This is a genomic window from Terriglobus albidus (assembly GCF_008000815.1).
Classification (GTDB): Bacteria; Acidobacteriota; Terriglobia; order Terriglobales; family Acidobacteriaceae; genus Terriglobus; species Terriglobus albidus_A.
Map to the genome: position 1 here is coordinate 5620193 of NZ_CP042806.1, position 14876 is coordinate 5635068.

The 14876-nt window shown below is 57.6% G+C and carries 9 protein-coding genes and 1 pseudogene; 5 read left to right on the forward strand and 5 right to left on the reverse strand.

What is annotated here, in order from left to right; all coding sequences use genetic code 11:
- Window positions 1–1754: 1754 nt before the first annotated feature.
- Together FTW19_RS22500 and FTW19_RS22505 are read right to left on the reverse strand one after the other, a co-directional pair.
- Window positions 1755–4478, reverse strand: a complete 2724-nt coding sequence (locus tag FTW19_RS22500) for an ABC transporter permease (RefSeq protein WP_147649823.1) — start codon at window positions 4476–4478, stop codon at window positions 1755–1757.
- On the reverse strand, window positions 4475–4822 hold the full coding sequence (locus FTW19_RS22505) for a PadR family transcriptional regulator (protein ID WP_147649824.1): 348 nt from the start codon (window positions 4820–4822) through the stop codon (window positions 4475–4477). The genes FTW19_RS22500 and FTW19_RS22505 overlap by 4 nt, the downstream gene beginning before the upstream one ends.
- Before the next feature lie 634 nt (window positions 4823–5456).
- Here FTW19_RS22505 and FTW19_RS22510 point away from each other — a divergent pair.
- The 5 genes and pseudogenes from FTW19_RS22510 (at window position 5457) to FTW19_RS22525 (ending at window position 11049) form a co-directional block, all read left to right on the forward strand.
- Complete coding sequence (locus tag FTW19_RS22510; protein WP_147649825.1) at window positions 5457–5978, forward strand: hypothetical protein; 522 nt, start codon at window positions 5457–5459, stop codon at window positions 5976–5978.
- Between the two features lie 160 nt (window positions 5979–6138).
- Complete coding sequence (locus tag FTW19_RS22515; RefSeq protein WP_187143130.1) at window positions 6139–7233, forward strand: serine hydrolase domain-containing protein; 1095 nt, start codon at window positions 6139–6141, stop codon at window positions 7231–7233.
- A gap of 206 nt (window positions 7234–7439) precedes the next feature.
- Window positions 7440–8387 (forward strand): tetratricopeptide repeat protein, encoded by a 948-nt coding sequence (locus FTW19_RS22520; protein ID WP_187143131.1) that lies wholly within the window; start codon window positions 7440–7442, stop codon window positions 8385–8387.
- 355 nt (window positions 8388–8742) lie between these two features.
- A pseudogene (locus tag FTW19_RS26505) lies at window positions 8743–8829 on the forward strand (SEL1-like repeat protein); the annotation flags it as partial.
- A 21-nt stretch (window positions 8830–8850) separates the two neighbouring features.
- Window positions 8851–11049 (forward strand): SEL1-like repeat protein, encoded by a 2199-nt coding sequence (locus FTW19_RS22525; RefSeq protein WP_246153453.1) that lies wholly within the window; start codon window positions 8851–8853, stop codon window positions 11047–11049.
- Between the two features lie 193 nt (window positions 11050–11242).
- Here FTW19_RS22525 and FTW19_RS22530 read toward each other — a convergent pair whose 3' ends face one another.
- From FTW19_RS22530 to FTW19_RS26320, 3 genes are all read right to left on the reverse strand, one after another.
- On the reverse strand, window positions 11243–12013 hold the full coding sequence (locus FTW19_RS22530) for an SDR family NAD(P)-dependent oxidoreductase (RefSeq protein ID WP_147649829.1): 771 nt from the start codon (window positions 12011–12013) through the stop codon (window positions 11243–11245).
- A gap of 102 nt (window positions 12014–12115) precedes the next feature.
- Window positions 12116–14752 (reverse strand): ABC transporter permease, encoded by a 2637-nt coding sequence (locus FTW19_RS22535; protein ID WP_147649830.1) that lies wholly within the window; start codon window positions 14750–14752, stop codon window positions 12116–12118.
- Window positions 14749–14874 carry a hypothetical protein gene (locus FTW19_RS26320; protein WP_281292402.1) on the reverse strand — a complete coding sequence of 42 codons (126 nt, stop codon included), beginning with the start codon at window positions 14872–14874 and terminating at the stop codon, window positions 14749–14751. Before FTW19_RS26320 ends, FTW19_RS22535 begins: the two co-directional genes overlap by 4 nt.
- Between the last annotated feature and the right edge of the window lie 2 nt (window positions 14875–14876).

Consider the following 14876-nt stretch of genomic DNA (forward strand, 5'->3'; position numbering starts at 1 on the left):
GATACACTTTACCGTCTGTTTCGAGGCCGGCCGGTCAACTCTCACTCAATCTTCGCCGACGCCGTTCCACCAATGGTGTTCCCGCAAATGGATGTCTGGCCACGCTGCCTATGCGTTGGTCTTATCTAAGGATCGAGAACAGTTCGACTTCACTCATAACCAAGCGCCGGGAGAATACCTTCCGCCTCGCCATGGGAAATCTCCGTTTTCCCTTGACTCTTACCTATCATGGATGTCCCCAGGTTTCTCAATGATGATTTGTCCCTCGATCCTCAGTTGCAGCGCCTCGTTGAGGGCGCGTCCAGGACATGTCGCGTTTGCGCGCCCAGTCGGATCAAGCCGCCCGATCTCAGCGCTCAGATGCGTCCTGTAGGCTACACCGACCTATTCTTGTTGTTACTTCGCTATCTGTGTGAGACCCTTCGTATGAAAGAAATGGGAGACTCGTGAACTATCGGCTTTCCACCAAGCTAGGGGTAGTATCGGTCGTCCTTGCGTCGCTTCTCGCAAGTGCCGCCGCGCCTGCCCAGGCGCCGGTCGCGCGAGTGACCGAAACCTCTCTGGAAGCGTTGCTGACTGCGGCTCACTGGTCCGAGCGCGCCGATGATGACTTTCACGGAGAGCAACTGTCAACCTCGTCGGTCTCACTGTTAGCGACTGGCGCAGGGGCGAGCAGACCTACCTCCGATCAACTTGGCGGCCTTGGCGTGCTCGTGTTGGCCCTTTCGGTTGCGGAGTGGGGTGTCAAAGCAGACGACACGCAACAGGTCACGCAACAGGATCCCGCCAAGCATAGTTGGAGCGGCCCCAAAATGTTGGGGGGTAAGCACATCATGAGCTATACCGCGGGCGGCATCGGCATTCCCCATCTCGACGTCGGAGACGCGATGCCATTTTTCGACGAGCTTGCTCGCTTGCTACCCGCAGCAGGACCCGTAGCGACCGAATTACGCCATGCCGGACAGGACGGCTCTGTATTTCATTACGATGTGGTTCGGGCTCAGGGCGGAATTTGCTCAACCGCTAAGCCAAAGCCGACCAAGCTCATAGACTTGGACGGTGAGGCTTTCTCCGACGTAGCGGAGTCCTACGCAGGACCCAAATACTGTCAGAGATTTAACAGCTCTTCGCGCCTTGATCCCGAACGGTGGCAGCGTCTCCGGCATTGGAGTCGAGTCGGTCTGCGTCGTAGGGATATTCAGGCGTGGATTGTTAGGGATTGGGTCGCCCACCGCTGGATGCCGGCCTATCTAGAAGTCTCCAGCCGTCCGGAAGGTACGCTCGCAGAAGCCTTCATTATCGCGCGTATCCGAAATTCATCGCCCGCACTCGCGCAAGCGGCGCTGAAAGCAGCAGGGAGTGCGACTGATCCTACAAGGCGAATTATGGCCGAGCTCGCCAGGTACGCACGGGGCAGCGAAACAAACCGATGTCGGGCAGGGGTTATGCAGCGACCTGCGGCGATGCTGGGACTCACTGTCGTGTCCACTGACAAGGACGGATGTCTCCCTAGGTCCATGGTCTCGGATCAACGCTGACAAGGGATGAAGGAAACGTGCTTCTCGTCTGCAATGAAACTGCAGTTATGCAAAGTCGCCGATGCGCTTATCGAGAATGATAAGTAACCATATGTCGGCTTATGTTGACTGATCACAACGAAACTGGCGAGAACAGGGCTGACCGCTCATTGAATCAGAGTTGCGAGGTTTCGATGATTGCCATGAGAAACGCGCTCATCAGCAGCGACAAAGCACTCATTCGGAGTGGAGCGTCGTGATTGGATCGAGGCGCATGGCTCGTAGCGCCGGGATATAGCTGGCTGCAAGCGCGACGGCGGTAAGGACAACGGTGAATCCTGCGAAGGTGGGCAGATCCGTAGGTGACACGCCGTAGAGCAGACCGGACATCAGGTGAGAGACGACGAGCGCACCGGCTATACCCAGTCCAGTGCCGGCGGCAGCCAGACTGACTCCCCGGCGTAAGACCATCTTGAGGATGGTGGCTTTTTGGGCTCCCAGGGCGAGGCGGATGGCGATCTCACGTCTTTGCTCATTCACGACATATGAAATCGTTCCGTAGATTCCAAGCCCGGCGAGCAGTAACGCAGTGGCCGCAAAAAATCCCACCATCTCCATCGAGAATCGCCTGACGGAGAGCGACGTGGAGAGCACGTCATCCAGAGTCTCGCCATGGAAGACCGGGAGCTCCGGATCGATGGATTGGATCTGCGTGCGCATCTGCGAGGAGATGGCGCCGGGATCGAGTTGTCCGCGAAGAAAGATGGCCAGGTCTTTGGCGGGGCGCTGGTAGATGCTGCGGTAGATCTGCGGAATGGCCGCGTCGGCCAGCGATTCCGTACGTGCATCCGCAATGACGCCAATGATCGTTGTCCAGGGTGGCGTAGCCCCCGTCCGCCGGTCGCGACTATCCAGACGCAAGCGGACGCGTTTGCCCAACGGATCCTGATTTGGCCAATAGGTAAGAGCGGCGGCCTGATTGATGACCGCAACCTGCGGCGTGTCTTCAAGGTCCTGATCGTTGAAAAGGCGTCCGCGTAACAGCGGCACGCTCAACAGGTGGAAGTATTCGGGCGAGACGATGGGGCTGTTGATCACGGGCGCCTCATTGTCCTTCATCTCGATGCCTTCGCGGAGCAATGGCAGCCGGCCGGGCTGGCTGTGGCCCAGGGGAAGCGCGGCTTCGTCACCGGCGGCCGCTTCTTCGACACCCGGCAGGGTTCGACTGCGGCGAAGAATCTCGCGTACCAGGACCGCTTCCTGCGTGGCCGATCGGTAGATATCAGCACTGGGATCGTTTGGCCCGGGCAGCCAGGATTGAATGGCCATAACGCGGTTGGGATTGAAACCGGGCTGCACCTTGAACAGATCCCAGAAGCTGCGCAACAGCAGACCCGCGGCGATGAGGAGCACCAGCGAGAGCGCCAACTCACTGATGACCAGTATCTGGCGAGCACGCGCACGTTCCCGTGATCCGCTGGAGCCGCGTCCTTCCTGGCGAAGCGTACCAATCAGATCGAAGCGGCTCATCAGCCACGCCGGAGCAAGCCCGAAGACGGTTCCGGTTACGACGGAGACAGCCACCGCAAACACCAGCACGCCCCAGTTGATCGAGATGTTGTTCAGATGCGGAAGGCTCTCCGGAATGAGCCTCAGCAGGAAATGCTGGGCGCTGAAGAGAATGGCAACACCGGCGAGTCCGCCAAGCACGAAGAGCAGCAGGCTCTCGGCGAGGAACTGGCGGATGAGCCGCGTCCTCTGCGCCCCAAGAGCCTGACGAAGCGCGATCTCACGGCCTCGCCCGCTCGCCCTTGCGAGCAGCAGATTGGCGACGTTGACGCAACTGATCAGCAGAACCAGGCCTACCGCGCCGAACAGCAGAATGAGAGAGGAACGAATGCTGCCGACGACGGTTTCGGTCAGTGGAATCAGACGCACGGTCCATGCGGTCTGTGCCGGATACTCCGCCGGATATTGCTTTTTCAGCGAGTCAACCAGTGCATCGAGATGTCCCTGCGCAGCCGCAATCGACAGACCGGGCTTCAGGCGCGCAATAACAGCGCGACTCGCCAAACGCAGATCGCGCTGCGGAGGCCGGAACGGCAGACCGGAAAAGCCTGCGCCCAACCACAAGTCAACATTCTGCTCGTCGCTGGTCGAGCCCTGATCGCGAAAGCCGCGCGGCATCACACCCACAACACGATAGGCATCGTTGTCCAGGCGCAGAACCCTGCCAACAATCTGAGGGTCGGCGCCGAACTCCTTCCTCCAGAGCCCGTCGCTGATCACGACTTCCAGGTTGTAGCCGGGAGTGGTGTCGCTGGGATCGAAGGTGCGGCCCAACTGCGCGTCCGCGCCGAGGACCGCGAAGTAATTCGGCGTGACCTGCTTGAAGCTGAGACGCAGGGGCTGCTCACTGCCCGTGAGGTTCACGTTTGCGCCGGTGCCGGTAAGCGCCACGGACTGGAAGATTCCGGAGCTCTGCAGGTCTCTCCACTCAGGGATGGAGATGCCGACGCCGTGCGCGCCTACACCGGGAAGGTCGTCCTGAACGCGCACCAACTCAGTGGGATTTGGATATGGCAATGGGTGCAGCAACGTGGCATCGATCACGCTATAGATGGCAGTGGTGGCTCCGATGCCCAGCGCCATGGTGCCGATCGCAATGGCAGAGAATCCAGGAGACTTCAAAACCATGCGGCTCGCATAGCGCAGATCGAAGAGCAGGTTCTCGAAGAAAGGAAGGCTCTGCTCAGCGTGATGACGCTCGCGGATAGCTTCGACCGGTCCAAGTTTGAGTGCGGCCTGTCTCCGCGCCTCGGCAGGCGGCATGCCGGCGCGCACGTTCTCCTCCGCCTGAAACGCAAGATGCTCGGCGAGCTCTTCCTGCAGCCGTTGGTCAGTACTCCGCCGAGTTACGAAGTTGGAAAGCCGAATTCTGAACCGCCGCAGGAATCTCACGGTAAATCCTCCGCCTTGACTTTGAAAAAGCGAGCGATGATGGCCGCGGTCTGCTCCCACTCGCGGGTCTCTGCCTGAAGTTGCTTGCGGCCGGCCGCGGTAAGCCGATAGAAGCGCGCTCGGCGCTTGTTCTCCGACACGCCCCACTCGGATGCGATCGAGCCTTCATGCTCCAGCCGGAGCAGGAGCGGATAGAGCGTGCCCTGATTGACAGCCAGAAGGTCTCCGCTGATCTGCTCGATGCGACGGGCAATCCCCCAACCATGCTGCGGCCCAAGGACATCGAGTGTCTTGAGGACCATCAGCGCGAGCGTACCTTGCAAAACGTCTGGCTTTTCTTTCACGGGGCTTTCCTTCATGGCAAATGAACCTTTAGGTTTCCAACAGGAATAATGACACGCTTCTTTTGGGAAAACAACAGGAGATTTAAAAACTTCCTTTGACGGCAGATCCAGAAGAGTTCTCAGGAATGTCAAAAAAAGAGTGTCATGGTTCCGTGGATGGATAGAGACAGCCACGGAGCGTTGGGCTGTATCGGACAAACTCCGGGCGGAACTGAACTTGGCCTCAGCGGCTAAAGCCGCCGTATTTTGTGGCTTGTTATCGCACGGCTGAAGCCGTGCGCTTAAGCAAGGCATTCGCACCTCCGGTGCGAAATAGTTGCGCCAAGCGCAACTATCATCGAGCCGTGTTCCAACAACTGATACGGAGGACGTCGAAGAAGTTCTTGTCATAAATGTTGTCATCCTGAGCAACGCGAAGGACCTGCTTTTCAACGCTTCGGATGGCAAGGATCTTCATGATTGATCTCGGGGACTTCAGGGACAGGACACCAGGGCGTATCCATACAACAGCCCGAACAAGAGAACTATAGAGCGGGCTTTCAGCCGTTTATTCTTTCCTGGGCCTGGGACTTGAAGCGAGCTATGATGAGCCTACCCATGCTGTAGACTTCAACCGGACCCTAAAAAATCAACTATGCGATTCTCTGGCAAGCTTTTCGCAGTAGTCCTTTTCGCCTCCATTTCTGTCCTGGCTGAAAGCAAGAACCCGGCAGACTATCCGCTCCGTGTCCATGTCTATCCCCATCAAAAGGTTCACTTCTACAAAGGCACCACCGAGGAAGAATCCAAGGGCGAGGGTATCGCTAACCTCTATGAAAACGGCGTGCCGCACGGCGTCGAATTCACCTTTGACTGCTCGCAGAACGTTAAAGGAAACCCTGGGTTTGAAACTTACCCCGCGAAGTGGAAGAAGCCCAACCAGGAACTCGTCGTACTCGTACCCGTGTTCGCTAAGACGAATGCCTACTTCACCTGCAACTTCAAAACCAGCGTCAAGGACGAGGTCTACGCGGTGAACAAGGGCAAGCTAATCAAGGTGCCGGGCGTTCAATACAAGGACTGGATGACAAAACACAACTACGATCCTGAACATGGCCTGAACACTCCTACCAATATCCAGCAGGAGAAGGAAGACAGCGACTCACCGACGAAATAACGCCCGTCGAATCACCTCATCGGAGACAGGCCACCACTCTTAGCCACATGACGCTCTTATCGGAAGCCAGCAACCCCGCACCACCGGGATGCTGGCTTCCCGGTATGTAGGCCGTATTGATTCTTCCGCCGGACGGTTCTTCTATAGAATGGCTGCAATTATGCGCAGTATTGCCCTTTTGGTTCTGGTGATGCAGATTGCTTCAGCTTACGGCCAGACAACAGCTCGTCTATACGGCAACGTTGTCCCCCAAGCAACTTGGCAGGAGGCGAAGCCTGAAGCTGCAGGGTATTCCGGCGAAAAGCTGGAGGCATTGCGCGGCTGGCTGAAGGTGCAAGATACCGAGTCGATGATGGTGATCGTGCAGGGACGGGTCATCTTCTCCTACGGCGACGTTGCGCACGTCAGCAAGATTGCCTCGGTTCGTAAGAGTATCGTCGGGATGCTTTACGGAAACTACGTCGTTGCGAACAAGATCGATCTCTACAAGACCGTCACAGAGGTGGGTCTGCAGGAGTCCACGCCATTTCTCCCTATTGAATCCCACGCGACTCTTGAGCAATTGCTCGAGGGACGTTCCGGCATCTATACAGATCCCGACGATACTCTGCCGAGACGCGGCTCAGAGTATCCGGGAACGTATTTCGTTTATCAAAATTGGGACTTCAACGCCGCCGGCACAGCCTTTGAAAAATTGGCGGGAAAAGGAATCTACGAAACGCTAGGGTCGGACTTGGCCACGCCGTTAGGCATGCAGGATTTCGATCTCAAGAAGCAGCACAAGTTTCCGTCCACCGGAAGCGTTCATCCGGAGTATGCGATGTACCTGTCCACTCGGGACATGGCGCGCTTAGGACTATTGATGCTCGATTTCGGCGTTTGGAATGGTAAGAACATAATTCCCTCAGACTGGGTCCGTTACATGACCTCGCTAACGACCTCTTTCAAGGATATGCACCCGGACGTGTTTCAGAACGCAGGTGAGCCTGAGCGATGGGGCTTCGGCGCTACATGGTGGGTATGGGACCAGCCAGCGTTTCCCGGCTCTGTTTACTCTGGGTTTATGCAGGGTGCGTACTCAGCCATGGGTACAGGAGGGACGTTCATCACAGTGTTGCCCGCCAAGAATATGGTCGTCGTGCACAAAGTCGATATCGACCGAAGCGAACACGCCACCGTATCCCCCTCAAGCTATATCGCGATGCTCACGATGATTGCCAATAGCTATTGTGGAGATTCGTGTTCCGGCAACTGATGTGAAGTACCTCGAAGAAGATAGGACACCGGGGTGTATCAATACAACAGCCCGAACAGGAGAACTATAGAGCGGGCCTTCAGCCCTCTAATTCTTTACTGGGCCTGGCACCTGGGGCGTTGCCCCAGGCTGGTATAGAACGCGCCTTCAGCGCTCAAAGCTGTCGCCCTTTTGTCATCTTGAGCATGGGACGGACAGACCCTGCAGTGGAATGGAACGATGCGAGCGTTCAATGGTTCGACGAGAGCATACTACGGACAGAACGGTTCGCTACTGCAATCCATGGTGGCGAAGCCTTAGTGACATCGATGCCACAAGACCCTAATTCACTTACCGGCGAAGAGATTGATGCCCTCTGGAGCATCCGTGATCCGGTGAATGGCGAGATCAAACTGAAGAAGGCCTTGACCGAGTACCCCGCATCCGCAGATGAACTGCACACCCAGATTGCAAGATCCCAGGGGCTTCAGGGCAGATTCCACGAAGCATGGGAAGAGATCGCGAAGGTCTCAACAACTCCCCATGAAGTTGTCCAGATCAGGGTCCAGTTAGAGTCCGGACGACTGAAAAACACCTCGGGCGACACAAAAGAATCGCAAGCCCATTTTCTGAAGGCCTTTGCCTTGGCCAAACAGGGGCATTTCGATTTCTATGCGGTCGATGCCGCCCATATGCTCGGCATCGTCTCAGAAGGACAGGAATCGATCCAATGGAACGAAAAGGCACTCAAACTTGCGGCAAACTCAAAGAACGAAAGAGCGCGGAAATGGAGGGGCAGCCTACTCAACAACCTGGGATGGTCGTATTTCAACATGGGCGACTTCAATACGGCACTGGTCACGTTTGAGTCTGCTCTTGAGTTTCAGCAAACGACTGGCAATCCCGTACGTATTCGTATCCCAAGGTGGGCTGTGGCCCGGTGCCTCCGCGCTTTGAAAAGATACGATGAGGCGTTTGCCATCCAAAATGACCTGATTCAATATCCAGAGCAGGGTTATGTCTCAGAAGAACTCGGAGAACTTCTTCTTGTTATGGGGCGTCCCGATGAGGCCAAGCCTCGATTCAGAAGGGCATACGAGCTTTTGAGCCCGAGTTTGAGTTCCGACCCGAATGAAAGAACACGTCTTGCTCCGCTCAAGGAACTGAGCCAATAAAAAGGCAGGCAGTCAATGGCGGATTCGATGCCCATAAACGCGCTTAGCGCAAGCTGCAGATTGACGTTACCGGGGAGCCGGCTTCTCGAAGAGCGATTCTCAGATTTTTCTTCCTCTCGCGAACAATTCGCCTCGTCGGGGTGTCTAATCTCATCGAACGCCAATGAAAGCTCCGAACGTCTTAGCCTTCTTCGTCCTCATCTCCATTGCCTCCACGTCAACCTGTCTTGCACAGGAGCGTGCGACGTATTCTGGGAATGACCTTCCTACGAATAAAGGTAAGGCAGTGCCTTGCGATACAGGTTCGAGTTTCCGTGAGGACACGAAGGCGGCATCCTCAGGCGATAGAAAAGCCATGTATACACTCGGGTGCCGGTACGAACGTGGTGACGGAACCCAAAAAGCCCCTGCCAAAGCAATTGTCTGGTACCGAAAGGCAGCAAGTGCCGGGTCGACTCAAGGAATGAACCGTCTGGGCGAGATCTATCGAGACGGAGACGACGGTGCTAAAGATTATGGCAAAGCGCAGTCATGGTTTAAAAAGGCCGCCGCAGGCGGTAGTTCCGATGCGATGAACAACCTGGGGTTACTTTATTCCTACCAGCGTAATTTTCCCCCGGACTATAAGGCAGCTCTCGATTGGTTCCAGCGCTCGGCCAAGCTCGGCAACTCCGAAGCAATAAACAACCTCGGCATGATGTACCTGGAAGCGCGAGGCGTTACCCGGAGCTATGTCACGGCGCGCGAGTGGTTTGAACGCGCTGCTGCTCTGAATAACAATTCAGGCCGAATCGACCTCGGTTATCTCTACCAGCTTGGTCTCGGTGTCACCAAGGACATGCCGAAGGCTATCCAGCTTTATGAAACCGCTGCAGCGGAGGAACATCCCCAGGCAATCGAGATGCTCGGTCAGCTTTACAGGGATGGCACAGGAGTCCCCAAGGACCTGGAGAAGGCGCGTCAGTACTTTGAAAAAGCTGCAGCGCTGAATGACACAGGAGCAATGTACTCGCTTGGCGAGATGTACGACGGATCGCGGGGCTTTCCGCGCGATCCCGCTAAGGCAAAGTATTGGTACGAGCGCGCCGCGTCGAGAGCCGATCAATCCCTGGCCAATCAGTGGGTAAGTGAATGGGCGATGGAGCGGCTTGGCGACAGCTACCAGTCAGGCATTTTCACTGAGCGTAACTATCAAACATCCCTGGATTGGTTCAGGAAAGCGGCTCAGGTCTTCAATTCACCAAATGCGATGGATCGGATTGCAGGCTTCTATGAGTACGGGTACGGCGTTCCGAAGGATGCGGTGGAGGCTCAGAAATGGCACGCGAGAGCAACTGCCTTGCGCCCCCCACCTCCGCCCGTTACGCCTCAATGTGCAGAGTATGATCTCGAAACCAAACTCCGCGTTTTCGATCAACTGGGCCGCCATGCGATAGCGATTGAGAAGCGCAATCTCACAAAGGCTGCATGCAAACTGGGAAACTATACGCTTGCGCCGAACCAAGTGGCACACGCCTGGCGCATGTGGAGAACAAGAGCGGACGACGGTTCTACCGCCGGATGCCACGACCTTTCCGACAACCATTCCCTGAATGGCGTCAGCATCGCTTCACCCACACTGTTGCCTCCGGTTTGTTCCGGCCTGGAAGTCCACGACTTTGCCGACGGACCCTTTGTACCGTACTGGACGGCCTACAACACAGATCCAATGCCTCCTCCGCCGAATTTGACTCTCAGCATCCCAAAGACTGAATACCTGGAAGGCGAGCATGTGCGCCTGCGCCTGAACGTAGACGGTATCGATGCCGTGACGCCAAAGACGGACCAGGGCTGTCCGGTATTTCTCCGCACCGTCATCTCTTCCGCGGGCCTTATTCGCATTGACGAAATGACGCCGGTAACTCCTGATATAAGTGGCAGCTTTTTCCTGGCCATCAACTGCCACGAGACCGCATTTCATGGACCGCAGAACCATGAGTTCGAATTTAATGAGAACCAATACTTCGAGCAGAAGGTGTCCTATAAGGTGCATTTCTTCACACTGGCCGGAAGGTCGCCGCAGGGGGAGATCCGTCTGGTGGAATCGAACTCCACCGCGATCGTGTTTAAAGATCCGGCGGAGATACCGCGGCAATGGGGGCCTACAGAACAGGGAGTGCGCGTCGACCTGACTCTGGATAAAACAAGATTTCAGGTGGGTGAAGACATTTCAGCGCACATTGCAGTACAGGTGGTCGACTCGAAAGAGCCAGTGTTCGGAGAACCGTTTGTTCGCCGTGAAGCATTTTTTCCCAACTTTGACGGCGGCTTCCATCTTTCGATCCTCGATGCAAACGCCTCGCCGGAATACAACGATCACAGCGCCAATCTGTACGCACTTCCATCAGGGAGCAGCGGCCCCATCGTCTGCCCTCCTGCGCTGAAGGTAGGCAAAGTGATTCCGCTGGAACGTTCCCTTCGCGATTTCAAATTGCTGCCCACAAGACCAGGTACCTATCAGCTTTCTGTCACGTGGAGCCCGTACCATTCACGTTTCTCAGAGTGTCCCGATCAGCGTCCCACGCCACCTGAACAACCGTTTGTCACGGCAAGGTCAAAAACAGTCACGATTACTATCGTCGACAAGTCACCCGCCGCAGCCCTGCCGCCATCTCCAGAGTGATCCCGGCTAGCGTACATACGTCAAGGTCAAAGTAACGCTCCCTGGATGCACATCCCTGCTTTCGCCATGCGATGTTTCACTCCGCGCGCGGACGACCGTAGGCGTGACCCCAGCCATTCTGTCATGCCGGTTGGGGTCGAGTCAGTAGCGACAAACGCGCTTCACGGAAGGTCTGCCGTACGGCGAAAGTGCTCTAACGCTTGCGCATGCGGAGGCTTTGCCAGCTTCCATCGGCGGTCCAGCCGCCATCGACAGCGAGGGCCTGGCCGTTGATGAAGCCGCTCTGGGCTGGGTCGGCGAGGAAGAGGATGGCGCGGGCGATATCATCGGGACTCGCGAAGCGGGCCATGGGAACACGGCCGGTGATGTCGTCGTCGGTGTAGCCTCCGCCGGCCTGGTCGGCAACATCCATCTCTGTTTTGACCCAGCCGGGGCAGACGGCATTGACGCGAACCCCGCGTCCGCCCCACTCTCCGGCAAGGGTGCGGGTCAGTCCGATGAGGCCGTGCTTGGATGCGTTATACGCGGTACGGTCACTCACACCGACGAGACCGGCGATCGACGCAACATTGACGATACTGCCCTCTCGCTGCGCGAGCATAATGGAGCCGAAGGCCCGGGAGAGAACGAAGGGCGCGACGAGGTTCACCTCAAGCACGCGGCGGAAGGCGGAGGCTTCTACGGTCTCGGCAGGAGCGATGAAGCTGATGCCTGCATTGTTGACGAGCACATCGACACGCCCCCAACGTTCCGCGACCAGAGATACGGCCTGCGCGATAAAAGCCTCGTCAGTGATATCACCGGTGAGCGCTTCTGCTTCAGCGCCCGTCGCACGCACCGCCGAGAGCGTAGCTTCACAAGACTGCATATCGAGCAGTAGAAGGGTATAACCCGCCTCACCGAGGACTTCGGCAGTTCTGCGCCCGATGCCCTGCGCCGCTCCCGTTACGATGGCAACTCGCATCTCTCCACTCTACTTGAGCGTCCGTCCAGTCCGCATCTGCCGCGCTGTTCCCTTCTTATAAGCGGGCTTATCGGTACGAATCATGCTTCGCGGTGCCCTGTCCTATTCGGTTCGGAGCGCTTTCATTGGGTCTAACCGCGAAGCACGCCATGCGGGAGCCAGACAGGCCAGAGCCGCAACCGTCAGCAGCGTCGCAATCACTCCGGAGAGCACCACAGGATCGAGAGGCTTCGTTCCGAAAAGCATCGACTGGAAGATGCGTGTCGCCGCGAAGCTCATCACCAAACCAAGCCCCAGTCCGAACAGCGCCGGCCGCAGGCCATCCATCAGCATCAACTGCAACAGCTGATCTCGTTGCGCGCCGAGCGCCATGCGGATTCCCAGTTCCGAGGTCCGCTGCGTGGTGAGGTACGAGAGCACGCCGTACAATCCCACCGAAGCAAGAATCAGCGACAAAACAGCAAACGCCAGAACAAGAGTTGCACTCAGGCTCGCATTCACCAGGGACGCGCCAATGATCTGGTTCATGGTGAGCACATCTGAGACCGGAAGTTCAGGATCGAGCGACGCGATCTGTTTTTGCACCGGCACCGAGAATTGCAACGGATCCGTTGCCGTGTGAACCGCGAGCGTCGCTTCGCTACGGCCCTCAAAGATGGGGAGATACGCTGTCGCTTTCGGCTCCTTGCCGACCTGGTACAGGATATCGCCGACGACACCCACAATCTCCCAGTCCACCAGGTTTGGCGCTCCATCGTGGGCGCGCCCGGGAAGGCGCAGATGCTTGCCGATAGGATCTTCGCCTGCGAAATATTGCTGAACAAACTGATGGCTCACCATCACCTTGTACGAGCGCTCACCCCGTTCGTCGCTGGTAAAGAACCGTCCGCTCACAAGCGGAATTCCCAGAGCACTGAAATAGCCTGGATCGACCCAGCGCGTCAGCGCGTCGGGTAAGTGTTCGCCCGTCTTGAGCGGAGGATGCTCCTTCACCGTGAATTCGTCGGTGCCCCAGTATCCTGTTCCCGCGACCGTGGTTCCCAATGCAGCGCCCCGAACTCCGGGCATAGCTCTCACTCGCGCCAGCAGCGCTTCGTTGAATGCGTTTCGTTTCTCCGGCGTGTCGTACTTCTTGCCGGGCAGGTTGTATTGCAAAGTGAGCGTGTTGTCTACGACGCACCCGACATTGGCGGCGCGCAATTGCATAAAGCTTTTGAGCAGCAGCCCGGCGGCCACCAGCAGCACCACTGTGATTCCAATCTCCGCCGTGAGCAGCGACTTTCTGAGCGCGGTGCGAGAAACGCTGCTCGAGCCGGTCCGGACCGAGGTTTGCAGAGCCTTCAACATCGACTCACCTGTTGTGGAAAGCGCGGGCAGCAAGCCTGCAATCAGCGCCGCAGCGAACATGAGCGCGCAGGCAAACGCAATCACCGCGCCATCCATATGAATGCTCTGCGCGGTGGGCAGGTCCTTCCAGGTTTTTGCCAGCCACTCAGTGGCGCCCAATGACAGCAGAATCCCGCCCACACCGCCGGCTGCGCAAATCAGAACACTCTCGGCCATCTGCTCGCGAATCAGCGTGGCTCGCTGAGCACCGAGGGCGCTTCGTATCGCCACCTCCTTCTGCCGTGCCGCGCCCCGCGCCACCAGCAGGTTGGCGACATTGAGGCAGCCGATAAGCAGCATGCAGCCGACTGCGGAAAGCATCAACGTCAGCGGCTTCTTCACATCTCCGGCGAGATCCTCGTTCAGTGAGCGCGAAACAACCTCTTCAGCCACCGGATCGTGCGGGTACTGCAGATGATTCTGGTACTGTATGGCGCCGACCTGCGCGATTGCGCCGGCCAGGCTTACATCAGGGCGAAGCCTGGCCACCACCTGGCTCCCATGCCAGTCGTGATGCTGCAGCATCTCAGCACTGGCATCGGCCTTGTAAGGAACCCACAGCTGAATTCCGGCATCGGGATACGTGAACCACGAGGGCAGCACGCCGGCCACTGTGTAGGGTCTGCCGTCAAGGTGAATCTGGCCTCCCACAATCTTCGCGTCGCCTGCGAACCGCCTCTCAAAGACGCTCCAGGTCAACATCACAACGGCGCTGCCGCGCAGATCGTCCGCCTCCGTAAAGTCCCGGCCCAGTACCGGCTTCACTCCCAGCAGGGAAAACAGGTTCGAGGAAGCTGCCGCTGCGCGGACCGACTCCGGCAATTCGTTACGCACACCGGTGAGGTTGTACCCGGCCCAGCGCATGATTGCCATGTCTTCAAAGCCGTGGGTCTTCGAGCGCCAGTCGTAGAAGTCGGCCGGCGCAACCGGGTGGTAGCTCAATTCCCCTCCCCGGAAGTGTTCGTACACCATTACCAGCCGGGCGGGGTCGCGAAAAGGCAGCGGCCGCAGCAGCACCGAACGCACAACGGTGAAAAGAGAGGTGGCCGCGCCGATGCAAAGAGCCATCACCGCGATCGCGATGATGGTGAATCCGGGTGTTCGGCTCAACGTTCGAAAGGCGTATTTTACGTCGCGAGCGACACCGGCCAAACGTTGGGGAGTGTTTTGCATCCACAGCGATTCGCGCACCTTCTGGGGGTTGCCAAATTTCAGCCGGGCCTGTCGCCGGGCTTCGTCAGGCGACATCCCCCGCGCTACGTTATCCGCGGTTTCTTCGCTAAGAAAGGCCTCAATCTCGTTCTGCAACTCGGTGTCGGAGCGCTTGCGGTGCAGGAATCGCATCCAGCTCATTGCGGACCGCCTTCCTCACCCATCCCCAGACCAATGGCGCGGGTCATTTGCCGCCGGCGGCTGGTTTCGCGAACCAACTGCTTACGGCCTTCTGCATTCTGTGGCTCGCTGCTTTTCCGCATCG